The following is a 21,617-nucleotide window of genomic DNA, read 5'->3' on the forward strand; positions in this document are numbered from 1 at the left end:
CTCCACCCACAACTTCGGGATGCACGGCTCACCCCGCGATGGCCCGCTCCAGCGTCCACGGCTCCCGGTAGCCCAGGTCTTTCCAGGCATCGTCCCCGGTCCCCCCGACAAACCGCTCGGCCGACGGATCCCACTTCAACCTCAGCCCGGTCCAGTACGCCAGGTTGACCAGATGACACACACTGACCGTCCGGGCCCCGACCTCGACATCGCAGATCGGGCGCTTCCGCGTCCGCATGCAGGTCAGCCAGTCCCCGATGTGGTCGTTGCTCTCGTAAAGCTGAACCGCATGGCTCGTCAGCGGGATCTCCACCAGGGATTCCGGGTTCGATTGGAACTGCCCCCGGTTCACCCGGATCCGCCCCCCGCTCCCATGAAACGTCACCCCGTTCCCAGATACATGCCGGACCACCGTCCCGTTCGCGTACCGATAGCTCACCCCGCTCTGCGCATCGGGCCGGTCCGCCGGCAGCACCTCGACCGGACCGCTCTCGTCCATGCCCATCGCCCATTGCGCGATGTCGAAATGGTGCGCCCCCCAGTCGGTCACCATCCCGCCCCCGTACTCCCGGTAGTTCCGCCAGTTCGGGAAATGCCTATGCACCCCCCGCGGACTCAACTCCGAATGATACGGACGCCACCGGGCCGGCCCCAGCCAAAGATCCCAATTCAAACCCGGCTGGGCCGCCTCCTCCGGCAGATCGCACCACCGTCCCGGCCCGCCAACCCCCACCTCGATCTCCTCCACCTTCCCGATCGCCCCGTTGCGCACCAACTGGCACGCCCTCCGGAATTCCCGCGATGACCGCTGCATGCTCCCCACCTGCAGCACCCGCTCATGACGCCGGACCGCCCTCACCAGTTCCCGTGCCTCGCGGATCGACTGCGTCAGCGGCTTCTCGCAGTAGATGTCCTTCCCGGCCTTCGCCGCGGCGATTCCGATCCACGCGTGCCAGTGGTCCGGCGTCGCAATCACCACCCCGTCCAGCCCGGGTCGCGCCAGCAACTCCCGGAAATCCTCCGCCGCATGGCACCCCCCCCGCCCGCTTCCCCCAGCCTCCTTCGCGTAATGGTCATCCACCATGCGTCGCGCGTTCTCCCGGCGGTCGCCATCCACATCGCAGACCCCGACCACCCGCACGTTGCCCCGCCGCAGGCAATTCCCCAGCAGCCCGCGCCCCTGCGTCCCCATCCCGATGAATCCAAGCTCGATCCGGTCGTTGGGCGACACCTCGGCACCCCAGACCCCCGATCGCAACACCGCCGGAGCGGCCAGAATCATCGCGGAACAACGCAGAAAGGAACGACGGGCAAGGCGGTGTGACATGGCGTGGAACGGTTTCCGGCGAATCTCCCAAAACCCGTGCCGGCGGACAATCCCAACCTGCCGCACCGCCCGTCAGCCAGTGCATCCCGGAGTTGTCGGTAGAGGTGCAGACTTCGCGAAGCGTCGCTTCGGAGGGCCGAGTTCCACGAGGCCGCAACGGTGTGGAGCGTTGGGTTGAGGACTCCCAGAGCTCGTCCCTCCGATTCGCTGGCTCGGTACCGACAACTTGGGGATGCACCGCCCGTCAGCAGATTCCCGCTGCATCTCCGTCGCACCCCCTGCCGCGCAGCCAGGAACCCCACAGTCCCCTCCCTCGCCGGGCTTTACACCGTCGGCTCGCGCACCATGCTCACACGGTCTCCTCCATCCAAGCGCCGGTTCCCTCATGCCCACCCTCATCCAGCGCCTGCAAACCCTTCTCGCCCGGACCCGGGGCGGATTCAGGCCCGGGGGCGAAACCGACACGGTCAGGGGAGGCCAACCCCTGGACCACGCCCTCCGTGCCTTCATGGACCACTGCCCCGCCGCCGCCTTTATCAAGGATCGGGACGGACGCTACCTCTACGCCAATGCCGTTTGGTGCCGGCAGTTCGATCCACCAGCCCGGAACTGGCTCGACCGGACCGACCACGATTTCTGGCCCCCGGCCACCGCCGCCCTCTTCCGCGCCAGCGACCTCGATTGCCTCGACCGGAACGCCGTCCTCCAGCGCGAAGAAACCGGGCTCTCCCGCGACGGCACCCTCCGCGCCTGGCTGGTGCTGAAATACCCCGTCCCCACCTTCCGAGGGCCCGGTGTCGCCGGCATGGCCTGGGAAATCACCGACCGTCGCCGCGTCGAAGACGCCCTCCGCGAACATTCCGACCTCCTCCACAACGCCCAGCGCCTCGCCCGCATGGGAAGCTGGAATCGCGACCTCGCCTCCGGCCGCCTTTCCTGGTCCGACGCCACTTGCGAACTGTTCGGGATCCGCCCCGAATCCTTCCAGGAAACCCTCGATCACTTCCTCTCCTTCGTCCTCCCCGAAGACCTCGCCGGGCTGCTCGAAGTCCTCCGGCAGGCCCAAACCACCGGCACCATCGAAGCCGAGTTCCGCATCCGTCGCCCCGACGGACAGATCCGCTGGATGTACGAGCGCGGCAACGTCCAGACCGACGACTCCGGCCGGCCCGTCCGACACCTCGGGATGATCATGGACATCACCGAACGCCATCAGGCCGAGGCCGCGCTCCGCGCCAGCGAGGAGAACTTCCGTCACACCTTCGAAAACGCCGCCACCGGCATCGCCGTCATCACCCCCGAAGGCCGCTTCCTCGACGCCAACACCGCTTACTGCCGGATGCTGGGCTACGCCCTCGACGATCTCCGCCAGTGCGATTTCCCCGCCCTCACTCATCCCGACGACCGCCCCCGGGTCCTCGAACTCCTCCGTGAACTCCTCGCCGGACACCGCAGCAGCTTCGTGATCGAGATGCGCTGCCTCGGCCGCAACGGGAACACCATCTGGTGCCGTGTCAGCGTTTCCGCCCGGCCATCCCCCGACGGGCGCCCCCAACGCATCATCGGCGTCGCCGAGGACATCACCCGCCACAAACACCTCGAACACCAGTTCCTCCGCGCCCAGCGCATGGAAAGCATCGGCACCCTCGCCGGCGGCATCGCCCACGACCTCAACAACGTCCTGGCCCCCATCCTGATGTCCATCGAACTCCTCAGGCTCCGGGATACCCGGGGGGAAAATGCCGACATCCTCAACACCATCCACGCCAGCGCCAGGCGCGGCGCCAATATGGTGAGTCAGGTCCTCTCCTTCGCCCGCGGCAGCGTGGACGGCCAGCGCGTCGATGTCCGCCTTGGCGTGGTCGTGGACGATCTCGTCCGCATCCTCGGAGACACCCTCCCCAAGAACATCCGGGTCCTGCCCCGCATCGCCCCCGACCTTCACGTGATCCAGGCCGACCCCACCCAGCTCCACCAGATCCTCCTCAACCTCTGCGTCAATGCCCGCGATGCCATGCCCCGCGGTGGCGAAATACTCGTGGCCGCGGAAAACCAGGTCATCGATGCCCAATACGCCGCCTTGCATCTGGATGCCCGTCCCGGTTCCTACGTCCGCCTCGCCGTCGAGGACACCGGCAGCGGTATGCCGCCGGAAATCCTCGAGAAGATCTTCGACCCGTTCTTCACCACCAAGGAACTCGGCAAGGGCACCGGACTCGGGCTTCCCACCACCCTCGCTATCGTGAAAGGTCATGGCGGGTTCCTCCGCGTGTCCAGCGAGGTCGGCGTCGGCACCCAGTTCCACATCTTCCTGCCCGTCCACTCCCCGACCGAACCCGCCACCGGAGTCCCTGCCCCCGCCTCCGATCCCGATACCGCCCCCCGCGGTCAAGGGGAACTCGTCCTCGTCATGGACGACGACCCCGCCATCCGGCAGGTCACCCGGCAAACCCTCGAAGCCTTCGGCTACCGCACCCTCCTCGCCGCCGATGGCACAGAGGGCATCGCTCTCTACGCCCGACACGCCTCGGAGATCGATGCCGTCGTCACCGACATGATGATGCCGGTCCTCGACGGTCCCTCGGCGATTCAAGTCCTCCGGCAGATCAATCCCGACGTCCCCATCATCGGCGCCAGCGGCCTTCCCGATGCCCACCGGGCTGCCTACCTCGGCGAAACCGGCATTCGCCACTTCCTGCCCAAACCCTACACCGCCGCAACCCTCCTCAGCACCCTCGCAGCCGTCCTCCATCCTCCTCCCGGACCCGGACCCGGCCCAACCCCCATGCCGTGACCCGGCACCCTCGGGCAGCCCGCTGCAGGGATGCCCCGGCCTCGCCGTCCCGCAGCTGCGGGACCAAAACCCCTCGTCGCGGGGCCCCTTCCAGTCTTCAGACAGGCTCTCAGCCGTTTCGGCGCCGCTGCACCGCGTGGGTCGCATGGCCGAAGTACAATTCCGCCGCCTCCATCAGGGTCTCGGACAACGTCGGGTGCGGATGTACGCATTCCGCCAGGTCCGTCACCGTCGCCCCCATCTCCACCGCCACCACCCCTTCCCCGATCAATTCCCCCGCCCCGTGTCCCACCAGACCCACCCCCAGTATCCGCTCCGTCCCGATTTCGATGATCAGCTTGGTCAGACCCTCCGGCCGGTCAAAGGTCAGCGCCCGTCCGGAAGCACCCCATGGAAATTTCGCCACCTCGACCTCCACCCCTTTCTCCCGCGCCTCCGCCTCGGTCAATCCGCACCAGGCGAGTTCCGGTTCGGTGAACACCACCGCAGGCACCACGAATTCCCGGCTGGGCGCCGTCTCCCCCGCGATCGCATTCACCGCCAGCCGCGCCTCCTTGGCCGCCTTGTGCGCCAGCAACGCTCCCCCCACGATGTCCCCAATCGCGTAAATCGCCGGATCGTCCGTCTGCAGCGACTCGTTCACCTTGATGAACCCCTTGTCGTCCCGCTGCACCTTCGTGTTCTCCAATCCCAGATCCACCGCCGTCGGCCGGCGACCCACCGCCACCAGCACCCGGTCGTACACTTCCTCCGCCACCTTGCCCTCGTGCTCGATCGTCACCCGGATCTGTTTCCCGGACGTCGCCATCGACATCACCCGGGCCTTGAACCGCATGCTCTTGAATTTCCTCTCCGCCGCGCTCAGCACCGGCCGCGCCAGGTCCGGATCCGCCCCCGCCAGCAACGTGTCCAGCGCCTCCACCAAATGCACCTCGCTCCCCAGCAGCGCATACACCGTCCCCAGTTCCATCCCAATATACCCACCCCCAACCACCAGCAACCGCGCCGGAATGTCCGGGATCTCCAACGCCTCGGTCGACGTCATGATCCTCGGGTTCCCCAGATCGAACGCCCTCGGAAGCGCCGGCACCGACCCCACCGCCACAATCGCGTGCTCGAAACTCAAATAACGCTGCCCCTCCCCCGTCTCGACCCTCAACGTCCGGCTGTCGTCGAAATGCGCCTTCCCCATCACCACCTCCACCCCGCGCGACTTCGCCAGGTGCCCGATCCCTCCCGTCAGCTTGTCCAGGATCGACTCCTTCCAGCTCCGCATCTTCGCCAGATCAATGACCGGCTCCCCAAAACTCACCCCGCGATGCGCCGATTCCCGCGCCTCCGCAATCATCTTGGTGGCGTGCAATAGCGCCTTCGACGGGATGCACCCCCGGTTGAGACACACCCCCCCAAGGCGGTCCATCTCCACCAAAACGACCTTCTTGCCCAGGTCCGCGGCGTAAAACGCGGCGGCGTAGCCCCCGGGGCCGCCACCGATCACCACCAGTTCCGTCTTCTCAGGTTCCATCTTGCGAAATGGCCAAATCGATTCTCTACGCCTCCCACCGCCAACCCCCTACAGCCGGATGTCCTCCTCCGAAAACCCTTCCAGCGCCGCCACCAGATCCACCATGAACCGCGCCGCCAGGCCCCCGTCGATCAACCGGTGATCGTACGTCAACGCCAGCGGCATCATCGTCCGCACCGTCACCGACCCGTCCCGCACCACCGCCCGCGGCGCACTGCGTCCCAACCCCAGGATCGCCACCTCGGGCTTGTTCACGATCGGCGTGAAATGCGCCCCCCCTATGCCCCCCTGGTTCGAGATCGTGAAGGTCCCCCCCTGCATCTCCGCCAACCTCAGCTTCCGCTCCCGCGCCTTCCCCGCCAGTTCCTGAACCTCCTTCGACAACGCCACCAAATCCTTCCGGTCCGCATCCCGGATCACCGGCACCAGCAACCCCGCCTCGGTGTCCACCGCCAGCCCCAGGTGAATGTACCCCTTCAACACCACCTCGTTCGTCGCCTCGTCCAGACTCGCATTCAACAACGGATGCCGCCGCAAAACCCCCGTCACCGCCCGCAGCACAAACGTCGTCAGCGTCAACCGCGCCCCCCGCTCCTCGTACACGCCCGCATACCGCTTCCGCATGTCCATCAATGCCGTCACATCCGCGTCGTCGAACTGCGTCACCGTCGGCAGCGTGCTCGCACTCTCCACCATCCGCTCCGCAATCGTCTTCCGAAGCGCCGACATCGGCTTCCGCTCCACCGGACCCCATTGCTCGAAATCGATCGATACCACCGCCGGCGCCGGCCTCCCCGTCGCCGTCTTCCGCGGCCGGCCCGCCAGCGCCCGCAACCGCGCCACATACGCCTTCAAATCCCCCACACCCACCTGTCCGCTCCGACCCGTCCCCCGGATCGTCCGCAGATCAATCCCCAAATCTCGCGCCACCCGCCGCACATACGGCCCCGCCGCCGGGTTCTCGTTGACGATCGCCTCCTTCCATTCACCCCCGCCCTCGCCCTCCCCTCCGTCCGGCGCCTCCTCTTCCATCTCCGCCTCCGGACGCGGCCGCCGCCCCTTTCGCCCCCCGTCGGACTTCGATGCGCCCCCGCCGTCCGTCTTGACTTCCGCCTTGCCCGCCCCCTCCGCCTTCGGCGCCTCCGGCTCCTTCCGCCCCCCTTCCAATACCAGGATAAGCTGCCCCACCGAGATCTTGTCCCCCTCCTTCACCGCCACACGGCTCACCGTCCCGGCCGCCGGTGCCGGAATCGGCGCCACCGCCTTCCCCGTCTCCAGTTCGATGACGTTCTGACCCTTCTTGACCGTGGCCCCCGCCTTCACCAGAACACTGACCACGGTGCCGGAATCGGCGCCTTCTCCAAGATTGGGGAGTTTTACATCCATACCCGTCACAGACCGGACACGGTGCGCATCCGCCGCCTTCAAGCCGAGAAAATTCTGGCCGGGCGCCCGCCCGTCCGTGCATCCCGGTTTTCGGAACTCGCCCAAACCACCCCTCGTGGAGAATCGTACTCAGCCCGAAGGGCGGTACTGGGACTCGTCCTCGAACCCGCAGGCACACCGTTTCGAGCGTTGCCTTTGTGCCCGCCCAATGGGTTCGATCCTGCTCGGACCTCCCATTCCGCATGGGAACTGGGGAGGGTGAGTCCGATTAAGATTAAGATTAAGATTAGGAATAAGAATAAGACCATGATTACGAGTGCGAGGTCTGCTGCACGAAACTGAGATGCGCCCCCCACCCACCCAACGCCGGGCACCCTCCATCCCCATGAACGCCTTGGCCCGAGCCCGCCAGGTCCTCGCCCTCGAAATCGCCGGCCTCCAGGCCGTCTCCCGCCAGCTCGACCGCTCCTTCACTGACGCCGTCGCCCGCATCGCCGAGGCCCTCGCACACCGCGCCAAACTCGTCGTCGTCGGCATCGGCAAGTCCGGCAACATCGCCCAGAAGATCGCCGCCACCCTCACCAGCACCGGCTCCCCGGCCGTCGTCCTCAATGCCGTCGATGCCCTCCATGGCGACCTCGGGCTCGTCACGGACCACGATGTCGTCCTCGCCCTCAGCTACTCCGGCGAAACCGACGAACTCCTCCACCTCCTCCCAGCCCTCCGCCGCCTCTCCCGCTCCCTCATCGCCCTCACCGGCGCCCCCCGTTCCACCCTCGCCCGCCATAGCGACCTCGTCCTCAATGTCCGCATCCCCCGCGAAGCCTGCCCCTTCAACCTCGCCCCCACCACCAGTACCACCGCCATGCTCGCCCTCGGCGACGCCCTCGCCATCGCCGTCATGGAATCCCGCGGTTTCACCAAACCCCAGTACGCCCAGGTCCATCCCGCCGGCGCCATCGGCCGCGCCCTCCTCACCAAGGTCTCCGACATCATGCGCACCGGCGACCGCAATCCCCTCGTCCCTCTTCATGCCTCCGTCCGCGATGCCCTCCTCGTCATGACCCGCGCCAAAGCCGGCAGCGTCGCCGTCGTCCGCCCCTCCGGACGCCTCGCCGGCGTCTTCACCGATGGCGACCTCCGGCGCCACATGGCCTCCGATGCCGCCCTCCTCGAACGCCCCCTGCGCGATGTCATGACCCGCCAACCCGTCACCGTCCGAGCCGACGCCCTCGCCGCCGACGCCCTCCGCATCTTCAACGAACGCCAGATCGACGATCTCATCGCCGTGGACGCCAAAGGCCGGCCCGTCGGCATGGTCGATCTTCAGGACCTCCCCCGCCTCAAACTGCTCTAACCACCCACGCTTCCCACCCCGCAGCGATCTTGCTTTTGACGTCTGCTTCAGCGCTGCTTTCCCCAGTGACCATTCCGGCGGATCTCTACCGCCAGTGGCGAACCCAAGGAGGATCCGCCCTGGCCCTTGCCGAACGGCGCCCGTGCGGCGCCCCCCCAGAACGTTGGCTTCAGGAAGTCTGGGCCCATCAACGCATCCGGCGTGCCAGCCTCCAGACCACCGACGGCCAGCCCCTCGTCATCCTCCACCCCGGCTTCTGGAACCGCGAGGCCGGCCCCGACTTCCTCCGCGCCATCCTCCAACGGGGCACCCAGCCCCCGGTCTCCGGCGACATCGAAATCGATCTCGCCTCGTCCGGCTGGAAGTCCCATGGCCACGCCGGCAACGCCGCCTACCGGAACGTCATCCTCCATGTCGTCTGGGACCCCCCCGCCCATCCCGCCCCCCTCCCCACCCTCGTCCTCCGTGACCTCCTCGATGCCCCCCTCGACGAACTCGAATCCTGGGTCGGCGGCGCCAGCGACCCGTCGTCCGCCTGGCTCGCCGGTCACTGCTCCGCCCCGCTCGCTGAACTCCCCGCCCCGGCCCTCGCTGACCTCCTCCGCCAGGCCGGCCTCGTCCGGCTCCAGATCAAGGCCCTCCTCTTCCGCGCCCGCGCCCGCGCCGCCGGCTGGCAGCAGGCCCTCTGGGAAGGCCTCTTCCGCGCCCTCGGCTACAAGCACAACGCCTGGCCCATGCAGCGCCTCGCGGAAATCCTCCCCCTGACCCTCGATCACCCCGTCGATCCCAACCTCACCCGCGAAGCCTGGGAAGCCCGCCTCCTCGGCCTCAGCGGCCTCCTCCCCGCCGAACCCAAGGCCGGCACCTATTCCCGCCGCCTCTGGGACCTCTGGTGGCGCGATCGCGGCCCCTTCGATTCCGCCCTCCTCCCCGCCCGCCTCTGGCGCCTCAACGGCGTCCGCCCCGTCAATCATCCCCAGCGCCGCCTCGCCATCGCCGCCTCCTGGGTCGCCGATCCCTCCTGGATCGCCCGCCTCGAATCCTGGTTCCTCGCCCGTCCCCTCCATCCCCACGCCGAACGCTCCCTCGCCGAAGCCGTCCGACCCGATCCCCACCGCTTCTGGCGCCGCCATTGCACCCTCACCGCCCGCGAACTCCCTCAACCCCTCCCCCTCCTCGGTGCCGGCCGCCTCAACGACATCGCCGTCAACGCCATCCTTCCCTGGTTCTGGGCCCGCGCCGATGCCGGCGGCCGAACCGCCGACCTCGATTACCTCTCCGCCCTCTACCTCAATTGGTCCGCCGGCGAGGATAACGCCGTCCTCAAACTCGCCCGCTCCCGACTCCTCGCCGAAGCCCCCCCCTTCCGCACCTCCGCCGCCACCCAGCAAGGCCTCCTCCAGATCGTCAGCGACTTCTGCAGCCACTCCAACGCCCTCTGCGATCAGTGCCCCTTCCCCCGCTGGATCCGTTCCCTCGCCGATCCCGCCCCACCGGCCTGAAATTCCAATCCTGCGTTTGACACCCCCGCCCGCTCTGAGCATGAATAAGAGCAATCGGACGTTTTTAATCCGATTTCAATCATGCACATCTCGCGCGCAGGAGAATACGGAGTGCTCGGTCTGCTCCGACTGGCCCAGCAGCCGGTCGGCCAGCCGGTCATGATCGATGCCGTCAGCCGGGATGAGTCCATTCCCAAGAGCTTCCTCGCCAAGATCTTCCAGGACCTCGCCAAAGCCGGAATCCTGCGCTCCCAACGCGGTGCCGGCGGCGGCTTCGCCCTCGCCCGCCCCGCCGGGCAAATCACCGTCCTCGAAGTCATCGAGGCCATCGATGGCAAAATCGCCCTCCAGCGTTGCCTCGGTGAAGTCCCCGATTGTGAACGACGCGAAGGCTGCGTCCTCTGCGGCCTGTTCGAACAAGCCCAGGACCGCCTCAAGGAGGTGTTCGGCCAGACCACCCTCGCCGATCTCGCCCGCCGCTCCATTGCCGGTCACCCGCACGCCCTCGCCACCCCTGACCCCGTTTCCGTTCCCACTCCCCTCTAAACCTTGAATTCCGGAGATCCAGTCATGAGCGATACCTACACCCTGTACAACAAGACCGTGATGGAACACTTCCTCAACCCCCGCAACATGGGCGACCTGCCCGATGCCGATGGCGTGGGAGAGGTCGGCGCCGCCGCCTGCGGCGACATCATGAAAATGAGCCTCAAGGTCGAAAACGGCCGCATCCTCGATGCCCGTTTCAAAACCTTCGGCTGCGGGTCCGCCATCGCCAGTTCCAGCATGGCCACCGAACTCATCAAGGGCCGTACGGTCGAAGAGGCCCTCCAGTTCTCCAACCAGGAGGTCGTGGATGCCCTCGGCGGTCTTCCCCCGGTCAAAATCCACTGCTCGGTCCTTGCCGAGGAGGCCCTCAAGGCCGCCCTCGAAGACTACGTCAAGCGCCACCCGGAGGCCGCTTCCAAGGTGAGCCCAGCCGCCCTGGCGCCCTCGCCGGCCTGAGCCGGCCACCTGCCGCTCGACACCGCCCGGGCGCGTGGCCCATCCTCGCCCGCGCCCGGCTCCACGGAGTCACTCCGGCTTCCGCCGTCCTGTGCTCGTACCCCCGTACCCGCCGCTCCAGCCCGGACCCTTTATGCGCCAAGTCTATCTCGATCACCTTTCGTCCACGCCCCTCCTGCCCGAGGCCTTCGAGGCCATGAAGCCCTACTTCCTCGACGCCTACGGCAACCCGTCCTCACTCCACCAGCACGGGCTCCGCGTCCGCGATGCCCTCGCCCGGGCCCGCACCCAGATCGCCGCCCTCATCAACGCCGAGTCCGCCGACGACATCCTCCTCACCTCCTGCGGCACCGAGTCCGTCAACCTCGCGGTCAAGGGCGTCGCCTACGCCAATCGGCGCCGCGGCAATCACATCGTCTGGAGCGAGGTCGAGCACCCGGCGGTGATGAATTCGGTCGAGTTCCTCGAGAAGGAAGGCTACTCCCACACCAAGGTCCCCGTGGACCCCGAGGGCCGCGTCCTCGTCGATCGCCTGGTCGAGGCGATCACCGACAAAACCACCCTCATCTGCCTCCAGCTCGCCAATCACGACATCGGCACCCTCCAGCCCGTCGCCGAGGTCGGCCGCATCGCCGCCGAGAAAGGCATCGCCTTCTTCGTCGATGCCAATTCCGCCGCCGGCTGGACCCCCATCGACGTCCAGAAACTCGGCGCCAACCTGCTTTCCCTCTCCCCCCACCGCTTCTACGGACCCAAGGGAGTCGGGGTCCTTTACCGCAATCGCCGCGCCCGCCTCGTCAGCATCCTGCACGGAGGCGTCCAGGAGAACGGCCGCCGTGCCGGCACCGAAAACGTCCCCGCCATCGTCGGCGCCGGGGTCGCCGCCGAACTGGCCCTCCGCGACATGGCCGCCCGCATCGCCCATGTCGCCCCGCTCCAGGCCCGGCTCTGGAACGGTCTCAAACAGCGCATCCCCTACATCAAGCTCAACGGCCCGGAACCCGGTCCCGACCGCATCTGCAACAACCTCAACCTCTCCACCGAATTCATCGAGGGCGAGGGCCAGTTGCTCCTCCTCGACCTCAACGGCATCGCCGTGGCCAGCGGCTCAAGCTGCGTCAGCAAGTCCCTCAAAATCTCCCACGTCCTCGCCGCCATCGGCCTCGATCACGCCCTCGCCCAGGGCAACCTCATCCTTACCCTCGGCAGGGACAACTCGGCCGACGACATGGATTACGTGGTGGAGACCTTCGCCGGAATCGTGGACAAGCTCCGCCACATGTCCCCCATGTGGGAGGAGTTCCAGAGCGGTGTCATCGACTCCGTCATCCACCCCACCGGCCGCGGCAAGTCCTTCAGTGCCCATGCCGCCGATGTCTCCGGCAAACGCGCCCACTGACCGGCTCCCCTCTCCATGACCCCACCCGACCAGGTCCTCGGCGTCCTCAAAACCATCCGCTACCCCGGGTTCAGCCGGGACATCGTGTCCTTCGGGCTCGTCAAGGACACCGCCGTCGCCAACGGCGCCGTCACCGTCACCCTCCAACTCACCAGCGCCAACCCCGACGCCGCCCGCCAGATCAAGGCCGAGGCCGAGACCGCGCTGCGTGCCCTGCCCGGGGTCGAACGGGTCTTCGTGGACGTCCGGCAACCCGCCGCCTCCCCAGCCCAGGGCGCTCCTGCCCAGGCCGCCGCATCCGGCCCGCAGGGCGGCCCATGGTCCCAGCAGAACCGCGTGCCCGGTGTCCGACGGGTGGTGGCCGTCGCCAGCGGCAAGGGCGGCGTCGGCAAATCCACAGTCTCGGCCAATCTCGCCTGCGCCTTCCAGCGCCTCGGCCTGGCCACCGGACTCCTCGACTGCGACATCTACGGCCCCAGCATCCCCCTCATGATGGGCTGCCGCGAACGCCCCGAGGTCAGCGCCGACCAGAAGCTCATCCCCCCCGTCCACCACGATGTCCGCCTCATGAGCATCGGCTTCCTCATCGAGGACGACCAACCCGTCATCTGGCGCGGCCCCATGATCGTCAAGACGATCCAGCAGTTCCTCATGCAGACCGACTGGGGTGGCCTCGATGTCCTGCTGGTGGACCTCCCCCCGGGCACCGGCGACGCCCAGCTCACCCTCTGCCAGTCCGTTCCCCTCGACGGCGGCGTGGTGGTCACCACCCCCCAGGAGGCCTCCGTCGGCGTCGTCCGCAAAGGCATGGCCATGTTCAACAAGCTCCATGTCCCCATCCTCGGCATCGTCGAGAACATGAGCTACTTCACCGCCCCCGACGGATCCCGTATCGAGATCTTCGGCCACGGCGGCGGCGCCCGGGAAGCCGAACGCGCCCAGGTCCCCTTCCTCGGCGAAGTCCCCATCTTCACCGAGATCCGCGCCGGCGGCGATGCCGGTGTCCCCGTGGTCGTCGGCGCCCCCGACACCCCGCCCGCCCAGGCCTTCCTCCGCCTCGCCGAATCCCTCCGCGGCCGCCTCGCCTGATCGGTTCCTTCCCCGAACACGAACCCAGGCGCGACCCCAGGCGCGAAAGCCTTTGCCGTCCGGGTCCCCAACCGGCTAAGACCAGCGCCGCGGTATGCTGCAACTGCTTCGCGACGGCGATCCCTTCATCTGGCTGCTGGTCCTCACCTCCGTGGTCGCCCTCGCCATGATGATCGAACGCGGCCTGGCCCTTCGCTGGTCCCGCATGATCCCCCCTCCCCTCCTCGACGAACTCGAACGCTTCACCCACGGCGGCCGCGCCGATGCCCTCGAACGCCACGCCCTCCAGTTCGACTCGCCCCTCGGCCGCCTCATCCGCCTCGGCATCGCCAATACCACCCTCCCCCGCGACGAAAACCGCGACGCCGTCGAGACCCGCGCCCGCCGCGAAGTCTCCCGCATGGAACGTGGCATCGTCGTCCTCGAAATCATCGTCGGCATCGCCCCTCTCCTCGGCCTCGTCGGCACCATCCACGGCCTCATCATCCTCTTCGGCGACGTCAGCCAGATGGGTCTCGCCGACAGTTCCGTCTTCGCCCGGGGCATCGCCATCGCCCTCAACGCCACGCTCCTCGGCCTCCTCATCGCCATCCCCTCCCTCGTCGCCTGGAGCTACTTCAGCCGCAAGGTCGAGAGCATCGCCATCGAGATGGAATCCGCCTGCAGCGAACTCCTCGACCACCTCTACCCGAAGTCCGCCGAACCCGCCCGCCCTCCCGCCAACCTGCCCTGAACCCCCATGCGCTTCACCCAGGGCAGACGCCGCGCCGCCCCCTCGGTCATCATCGTCTCGCTGATCGATGTCCTCCTCGTCGTCCTGATCTTCCTCATGGTCACCACCACCTTCCGCCAGTCCCCCTCCGTCCCCATCGTCCTCCCCGAAGCCCGACAGGACGTCCGCCAGGGCGCCTCCACCGACCGCCGCATCGTCACCATCCAGCGCAACGCGCCCCACCTCTTCCTCGATACCCTCCCCATCGCCTTCGAGGACCTCGAACGCGAACTGGTCGCCAGCACCGCCCGCAACACCAACCTCACCCTCACCATCGCCACCGACGAAGGCGCCCCCTTCGGCGAATTCTGGCGCGTCTCCGAAGCCGCCCAACGCGCCCGGTTCCGCCACGTCGAAGTCGCCACCCGTTCCCCCGCCGCCCCCTGATCCGCGACCTTGGGTTGACACTTCACGGTCGGTCTGGCATCGCAAGACTGTCGCACGGATTGTCCGTCGGCGTTTCAGCCCACAGTCGTACTCGATGTTGGGGCCGTGATCGCCGGTCCGCCCGGGTCTGCACGTCCCCCACCAGGGCCGACGGACCCCCCGCCAATCCCGATGTATCCAATCGACTGACCTAATGACGAGCCACCCATCCCCCCAACGTCCCGGCCATCCCAGCCCCTTCGCCACCCGCACCTTCCTCGCCCTTGCCCTCGCCCTCGCCGGGTGCCTCGGCGCGCTTTCGGCCCGGGCCCAGGGACCCATCCAGAACGGGCAGCTTGTCTCCGCCTCCATCTCCCCCGCCGGTGACGTGGACAACTGGACCTTCGCCGTCCAGGCCGGCGACGCCATCGTCATCAGCATGGGTGGCCCCGCCTTCAGTCCCCGCCTCCGCCTCTACGACCCCGACAACATCGAAGTCGCGGACGCATTCCGGACCGCCTCCGCCAATCGCGATGTCCACCTCCAGCATCGCGCCACCAAGTCGGGCACCTACACCGTCCTCGCCAGCAGCTACACCGCCGCCGGCACCGGTGACTACATCCTTCAGCTCATCGTCGCCCCGGGCACCCCCTCGATCTCCCCGGGCGACGACGGCGGTCCGCTCGTCAACGGCGGCTTTCACACCGGAGTCATCGCCCTCGGCGATTCGGATCCCTGGACCTTCGAGGCCAACGCCGGCGACAAAGTGGTCCTCCGCATGGGCACTTCCACCTATGTGCCCCGCCTCCGCCTCTTCGACCCCAACGGCGCCATGGTCGCCGAAGCCTTCAACACCGCGTCCGCCAACCGGGACATCGAACTGACCGCCGTCGCCACCAATGCCGGGCCCTACACCGTCGTTGCCGCCCCCTATTACGACAACGGTGCCGGCGAATACTCGCTCTCCTTCGTCAAGGCCCCCGGCGCCATCACCATCACCGAAGGCGACCAGGGCGGTCCCCTCACCAACGGCGGTATCCACCCGGCCGAACTCACCGTCGGCGACCTCGATGCCTGGACCTTCTCCGCCGCCGCCGGCGACCGCGTGATCCTCCGCATGGGCGCCACCGGTTTCGTGCCCCGCCTCCGCCTCTATGACCCCAACGGTGCGCTGGTCTCCGACGATTTCAGCACCGCCTCTGCCAATCGCGACACCGAACTCAGCGCCGTCGCCACCAATGCCGGCCCCTACACCGTCGTCGCCTCCGCCTATTACCCCAACGGTGCCGGCCCCTACACCCTCTCCTACGCCAAGGCCCCCGGCGCCATCACGGTCTCCCCGGGGGACCACGGCGGACCCCTCACCAACGGCGGACGCCACCCCGGCAGCCTTTCGGTCGGCGACATCGATGCCTGGACGTTCGATGCGAACGCAGGCGACCGCCTGATCCTCCGCATGGGCACCACCGCCTTCGTCCCCCGCATCCGCCTGTTCGGCCCCGACGGCGCGCCCCTTGGCGACGTCTTCAGCACGGCAAGCGCCAGCCGGGACAACGAACTCGCCGCCATCGCCACCGCCTCCGGCCCCCACACCGTCGTGGTGGCCGCCTACTACGCCAATGGGGTCGGCGACTACCATCTCTCCCTCGCCCGTGCCCCCGGTGAATTCGTGGTCTTCGAAGGCGACCAGGGTGGTCCCCTCACCAACGGCGCCCGGCACCCCGCCAACCTCGCCGTCGGCGATCTCGACCTCTGGACCTTCAACGCCCAGGCCGGCGGCTCCGCCTCCGTCCGCGTCGGTTCCACCGGCTTCGTGCCCCACCTCCGGCTCTTCGACCCGAATGGCGCGCTGGTCGCCAATGAGTTCAGCACCGCCTCCGGCACCCGCGACATGGAACTCTTCGCGGTCACCACCAACGCCGGCCCCCATACCGTCGTCGTGTCCGCCTACTACGCAGGGGCCGGTGGCGATTACGACCTCACCTTCTTCCAGGCCCCCGGCGAAATCGTCACCTCCGAGGGCGACGAGGGCGGCCCCCTCACCAACGGCATGATCCATGCCGGCACCCTCCCCCTCGGAGATATCGACACCTGGACCTTCTTCGCCACGCCCGGCGACAGCAACAATGTCGCCGTCACCACCACCGGTTTCGGCCCCTGGCTCCGCCTCTTCGATGCCCAGGGCCGCATGGTCGCCCAGTCCTTCTCCACCGCCTCCGGCAACCGCACCGCCACCATCGCCTACAACGTCACCAATGGCGGACCCCACACCGTCACCCTCAGTGCCTACTACTCCGGCGGCACGGGCACCTACGAACTGCGTTACCTCCGCTTTCCCCCGGACCTCAACATGCCCGACGACCCGGAGATCCCGGAACTCGTCCCCTGGACGGCCTCCATCAACGCCCAGGACCCCCTCGAGCCCACCAAGCCGCTCACCTTCAACCTCCTCTCCGGGCCCCCCGGCCTCACCCTGACCCTCGACGGCGCCACCAACGCGGTTCTCAACTGGACTCCGACCGAGGAACAGGCCCCGGGCACCTACACCGTCGAGGCCACCGTCACCGACCTCGTCAACGGTCGTGCCTTCATTCGCACCAACTCCTTCACCATCGTCGCCCGGGAGGTCAACACGCCCCCAATCCTCACGGTCCCGGGACCCCAGTCCGTCGATGAACTCACGCCGTTCTCGGTCACAGTGTCCGCCACCGACTCCGACCTCCCCCCCAATCCCCTCACCTTCTCCCTCGCCTCCCCTCCCGAGGGCATGACCATCGACCCCGCGTCCGGTGTCATCCACTGGACCCCGTCCGAAGCCGACGGCCCCGGCACGTACGAGATCCGGGTCGTTGTCACCGACGAAAGCCCCGAGGCCGTCAACGCCACCAGCCTGAGCGTGACCAACGCCTTCACCCTCACGGTCAATGAGGTCAATTCCGCCCCGGTCCTCCCGCCGGTCGCCGATCGCACCGTCCCCGAAGGCACCCCCCTCGTGGTCGAAAACATCGCCACCGACGCCGACCTTCCGCCCAACCTTCTCACCTACTCCCTCGTCACCGCCCCTCCCGGCGCCGCCATCAGCCAGTCCGGCGTCATCACCTGGACCCCCACCGAGGCTCAAGGTCCTTCCGTCAACCTCTTCGTCACCGTCGTCACCGACAACGGCGTCCCCGCCCTGAGCGCGACCAACTCCTTCACCGTCACGGTCATCGAGGTCAATCATCCCCCGGTCCTTACCGTCCCCGCCGACCAGACCCTGCCCGAACTCTCCACCCTGAATGTCTCGGTCTCCGCCACGGATCCCGACCTCCCGGCCAATCCCCTGACCTTCAGCCTGGCCTCCGCTCCGTCCGGCATGACCCTCGACCCCGCCACCGGCGCCATCGCCTGGACCCCCACCGAGGCCCAGGGCCCCTCCACCAACCTCGTCGTCGTGGTGGTCACCGACTTCAATGACGCCGCCCTCACCGACCAGCGCCTCAGCGTCACCAACTCCTTCACCGTCGTCGTCACCGAGGTGAACGAGCCTCCGGTCCTCGGCGCCCTCACCGACCGCGTCGCCCAACCCGGCATCCCGCTCACCTTCACCGTCACGGCCACCGACCCGGATCTGCCGGCCAACACGCTGACCTTTGCCCTCGATGCCGCCCCCGACGGCATGACCCTCGACCCCGCCACCGGTGTCCTCACCTGGTCCGCCACCCCGGCCCAGATCGGCACCCACACCGTGACAGTCCGCGTCAGCGACGACGGTTCGCCCAGCCTCAGTGACACCGGAACCTTCGACGTGCTGGTCACCAGTGCCCGTTCCGAACTCACCCTCGAACGGATCGCCGGGGGCCTTATCCAGGTCAGTGCCACCGGTGACATCGGCGAAACCTACGAACTCCAGGCCACTTCCAACCTCACCGTCTGGGAGCGCCTCGCCCAGTTCGAACTCACCACCCCGCCCTACCGTTACATCGACCCGGCCTCGGCCACGGCGCCGCTCCGGTTCTACCGCCTCTACCTCGCCCCGCGACCCGCCTCCGAACCGTAAGGGCTCGCGTCGATGCCAGCGCCCAACCAGCCTGGCATCCACCCTCCCCTACCACGCGGCCGCATAGGCCGCGTCCGACCAGCGGTCGAGACCCAGATCCGACCCGGTGGCCCGTCCCAACTGGCCCCGGGTGACGCCCAGTTGATTCACCAGGCGAAACTCCCGCCACAACGCCTCCGGCTCCAGTTCGCCGCGCAGCAACCGCCGGTACCGGTCGATGTAGAGCCGCGTCTCCTCCGCCGTTTCGTCCAGGAACTCGATCCGGAAATGACGCGCCCCCGCCGCCACGAATCGCCGGGCGTGGTCGGCCCCGGTCTGCGCACGCGCGTTGAACACGGTGTTGCGGCACCCGGCGTCGGCCTTGACCGGATGCGCCGCCCCAACCCGGTCGCGAAGCTGAAGCGCATGGCGGTCGCAGGGTCGTCCGCAGTCGCGGTAGTCCTTCCCCTTCGACAGAAACGCACAGAAGACGCAGTGCTCCATGTGAAACATCGGCATGTGCTGGTGCAGCGTGATCTCCAACCGGCCCGCCGGCACCTGCCCGAGAAGACCCTCGAGCTGTTCCGCATTGAGATCGTAGCTCGCCGTGACCCGCTCCAACCCGTGCCGCTCCAGCCAGTATTCCGCACTCAGCCCGTTGGCCACGTTGAGACTGAAGTCGCCCACCCGCCGCCCGGACGGAAAGGCGGCCGGATGATCGTGGTTGCGAATCAGGAAGCCGTCGGGCTCCGCCGCGCGCACCTGCTTCAGGATCCAGTCCTCGCCAGGCTTGAAGACACGCGGCGGCGCCAGATACACCGCAGCCTGGCCCCGGCTCCGCACCCGGGCCACCACGTCGCCATACCGCTTCGGATCCTCGAACTCGCAGTATAAAGTCCCCACCCCCGCCTCCAGCGCCGCCTCGAGCTGGGGCAGGGTGCGGACCAGGACAATGGGATCGATCGGAGCCTTGCTGCCGTCGCCCCCGGCCGCACCCGCGGAAGTCGCGGAAGTCGCGGCGCGCGGCCCGGTCAACGCAGACGCGCCGCCTTCGATCAGGCGCCAGCGACGCGGCCGGACCCGGGCGGCAAGCAATTCCTCCACCGCCGCCCGCCGAAGCCGGTTGAGTTCGCTCAGTGGCAGAATGACCGGTCCCTCAAGCCGGTTGGTCAGTTCCCCAAGATGAAACGGCGTGCCGCCAAGCCGGCCGAATTGTTCCCGCAGACGGTCGGTGTCGAGGGGACGTGACCGGGCCACGTCGAGCGGTGGCTCCGACGCCACCCGAGCCACATGACCGTCCCCGTCACGGACCACCAGCGTCATCGGCATCCCGGCACCGCCGTGGACTTCCGCGGAAACCGGTCGCGTGTACCGCGGTTCGGTGCCGCCGAACGACTGGCGCAGCTCCCGGTCAAGCTCCGGATCGCTCGTCTTCCAAAGGCGCTGACCCGCCCGAACCCGACGCAGATCGACGGCGCCGGAAAGAAAGGAAAGCGCGACGTCGGAAGTGCCGGACCGTTGGGCGTGAACCTGGAACACCCGCCCCCCCTCCTCGGCAGCGTCGGGCGCGCCGGCATCGAACACCACCCCGTCGCCGGCCTTGAGCGGGGCGACGGGACGAAGCCAGACGCGATCGCCCTCGACGCGATCGACGGTTCCCAGGAAGACGCCCCGCTTCTTGCCGAACCGGGCATGCACCAGCCGCTGGTTGTCGATGCCATCGAGCCAGCCGGTGTGCAGCCCGCGGCTGAAGGCCATCTCCATTTCGTACCCGGCAGACCGACCCGAGGTCGCCCCGTCGTCACGGCCCCGGCTGGCCGTCGAGGGTCGTCCCGACGCCTCCACCGGAAAGTGCCGGTCAAGGGCCGCCCGGTACACCCGCACAATGCTGGCGACATACTCAGGCGACTTGAGGCGTCCTTCGATCTTCAGGCACGACACCCCGGCCCGCGCCAGGTCCGGAAGCCGTTCGAGGCCCGCCAGGTCCTGGGGACTCAACAGGTAACGACGGTCGCCAAGCTCCACGCTCTTCCCGTCCGACAGGAGCTCGTACGGCAGGCGGCAGGCCTGGGCGCATTCGCCACGGTTCGCCGAACGGCCCCCCAGCGCCTCGCTCGTCAGGCACTGCCCCGAATAGGCGACACAAAGCGCGCCATGGACAAACGCCTCCAGCGGCAGCCCTCCGTCCCCGGCCGCCAGACTGTCGCGAATGCGGGCGATCTCGGTGATCGAGTTCTCACGGGCCAGCACCACCCGCTGGCAGCCGAGTTCGCGCGCGCAGGACACCCCCGCCGCGCTGGTCACCGTCATCTGCGTCGAGGCATGGATCGGGAAATCCGGCGACAGTCTCCGCACCAGCCGGCACAGGCCGATGTCCTGCACGATCGCCGCATCGACGTCCGCCGCAATCAGGGTGCGCAGGTAGGCTTCCGCTTCAGCCAGCTCCCCGGGAAACACCAGCGTGTTGAAGGCGACATACCCGCGAACCCCCCGGCGGTGCAGCCAGGTCATCAACTCGGGCAGATCCGCCTCGGTGAAGTTCTGCGCCCGCAGCCGCGCATTGAACCGCGCCAGCCCGAAATATATGGCATCCGCGCCATTCTCGACGGCGGCGCGGGCACACTCCCAATCCCCGGCCGGCGCCAGGAGTTCGGGCGGACGGGAGGGTGGGGACGACAGGACTTCGGCCATACGAACGGCCGCAACGCTGCCACAGAGCCCACCCGTTCGGCGAGCCCGGCAACGCCCCTGCGATTTCACAGGGCGCATCTCTATGGTGTCGGCGATGCGCGAAACCTCGTTGCTCCTGTCGATACCGATTCCGATACCGACCCCGATTCTGTTGCACCTTCCGACAACTCGCAGATGCGCCCGAGCACAACGGTCCCGGCAGCTTCCCCTTCGATCCGGTCACGGAAACCCGCAGGGTTTCCAGAAAATAGCCGGGGGTCGAACCCGCGGAGCCGGGTCCGACCCCCGGGCAGAAGTCCCACCTCGCACACGACCCCGCCAGGGGTCGCAGCCCCCATCCGTCGGGTCCGAGCCGACTCGACGCTCCCGCTACCTCCTTCGCGTCT

14 protein-coding genes are annotated in these 21,617 nt (G+C 68.0%); 10 read left to right on the forward strand and 4 right to left on the reverse strand.

Features of this window, described 5'->3' with window-relative positions; translation table 11 throughout:
- Nucleotides 1-28 precede the first annotated feature (28 nt).
- Nucleotides 29-1,327 carry a Gfo/Idh/MocA family oxidoreductase gene (locus tag KF833_00945; GenBank protein MBX3743850.1) on the reverse strand — a complete coding sequence of 433 codons (1,299 nt, stop codon included), beginning with the start codon at nucleotides 1,325-1,327 and terminating at the stop codon, nucleotides 29-31.
- Between the two features lie 385 nt (nucleotides 1,328-1,712).
- Between KF833_00945 and KF833_00950 the strand changes: the two genes are divergently transcribed.
- Nucleotides 1,713-4,121, forward strand: a complete 2,409-nt coding sequence (locus tag KF833_00950) for a PAS domain S-box protein (GenBank protein MBX3743851.1) — start codon at nucleotides 1,713-1,715, stop codon at nucleotides 4,119-4,121.
- Between the two features lie 109 nt (nucleotides 4,122-4,230).
- Here KF833_00950 and lpdA read toward each other — a convergent pair whose 3' ends face one another.
- A complete protein-coding gene (gene lpdA, locus KF833_00955) occupies nucleotides 4,231-5,646 on the reverse strand; it encodes a dihydrolipoyl dehydrogenase (GenBank protein ID MBX3743852.1) in 1,416 nt (471 codons plus the stop codon).
- Nucleotides 5,647-5,694: 48 nt separating this feature from the next.
- Complete coding sequence (locus KF833_00960; GenBank protein ID MBX3743853.1) at nucleotides 5,695-7,032, reverse strand: 2-oxo acid dehydrogenase subunit E2; 1,338 nt, start codon at nucleotides 7,030-7,032, stop codon at nucleotides 5,695-5,697.
- A gap of 385 nt (nucleotides 7,033-7,417) precedes the next feature.
- Between KF833_00960 and KF833_00965 the strand changes: the two genes are divergently transcribed.
- The 9 genes from KF833_00965 to KF833_01005 all read left to right on the forward strand — a co-directional run bounded on the left by KF833_00965 (nucleotide 7,418) and on the right by KF833_01005 (nucleotide 18,561).
- On the forward strand, nucleotides 7,418-8,389 hold the full coding sequence (locus KF833_00965; GenBank protein MBX3743854.1) for a KpsF/GutQ family sugar-phosphate isomerase: 972 nt from the start codon (nucleotides 7,418-7,420) through the stop codon (nucleotides 8,387-8,389).
- 65 nt (nucleotides 8,390-8,454) lie between these two features.
- Nucleotides 8,455-9,891, forward strand: coding sequence for a DUF2851 family protein (locus KF833_00970; protein ID MBX3743855.1), 1,437 nt, complete (start codon nucleotides 8,455-8,457; stop codon nucleotides 9,889-9,891).
- Nucleotides 9,892-9,972: 81 nt separating this feature from the next.
- A complete protein-coding gene (locus KF833_00975) occupies nucleotides 9,973-10,437 on the forward strand; it encodes an Rrf2 family transcriptional regulator (GenBank protein MBX3743856.1) in 465 nt (154 codons plus the stop codon).
- Nucleotides 10,438-10,461: 24 nt separating this feature from the next.
- On the forward strand, nucleotides 10,462-10,896 hold the full coding sequence (gene nifU, locus KF833_00980; GenBank protein ID MBX3743857.1) for a Fe-S cluster assembly scaffold protein NifU: 435 nt from the start codon (nucleotides 10,462-10,464) through the stop codon (nucleotides 10,894-10,896).
- 133 nt (nucleotides 10,897-11,029) lie between these two features.
- Nucleotides 11,030-12,295 carry a cysteine desulfurase gene (locus KF833_00985; protein MBX3743858.1) on the forward strand — a complete coding sequence of 422 codons (1,266 nt, stop codon included), beginning with the start codon at nucleotides 11,030-11,032 and terminating at the stop codon, nucleotides 12,293-12,295.
- A 15-nt stretch (nucleotides 12,296-12,310) separates the two neighbouring features.
- Entirely contained in the window at nucleotides 12,311-13,384 is a 1,074-nt protein-coding gene (locus tag KF833_00990) for an Mrp/NBP35 family ATP-binding protein (GenBank protein MBX3743859.1), read from the forward strand.
- 94 nt (nucleotides 13,385-13,478) lie between these two features.
- Nucleotides 13,479-14,117 carry a MotA/TolQ/ExbB proton channel family protein gene (locus tag KF833_00995; GenBank protein ID MBX3743860.1) on the forward strand — a complete coding sequence of 213 codons (639 nt, stop codon included), beginning with the start codon at nucleotides 13,479-13,481 and terminating at the stop codon, nucleotides 14,115-14,117.
- A 6-nt stretch (nucleotides 14,118-14,123) separates the two neighbouring features.
- A complete protein-coding gene (locus KF833_01000; GenBank protein MBX3743861.1) occupies nucleotides 14,124-14,543 on the forward strand; it encodes a biopolymer transporter ExbD in 420 nt (139 codons plus the stop codon).
- 193 nt (nucleotides 14,544-14,736) lie between these two features.
- Nucleotides 14,737-18,561: a putative Ig domain-containing protein gene (locus tag KF833_01005; GenBank protein MBX3743862.1), complete on the forward strand. Its 3,825-nt coding sequence runs from the start codon at nucleotides 14,737-14,739 to the stop codon at nucleotides 18,559-18,561.
- A gap of 48 nt (nucleotides 18,562-18,609) precedes the next feature.
- On the opposite strand, the gene KF833_01010 is transcribed toward KF833_01005, so the two are convergent.
- Nucleotides 18,610-21,231, reverse strand: a complete 2,622-nt coding sequence (locus KF833_01010) for a U32 family peptidase (GenBank protein MBX3743863.1) — start codon at nucleotides 21,229-21,231, stop codon at nucleotides 18,610-18,612.
- Nucleotides 21,232-21,617 lie beyond the last annotated feature (386 nt).

This window comes from Verrucomicrobiia bacterium (genome assembly GCA_019634625.1).
Taxonomy (GTDB): domain Bacteria; phylum Verrucomicrobiota; class Verrucomicrobiia; order Limisphaerales; family CAIMTB01; genus CAIMTB01.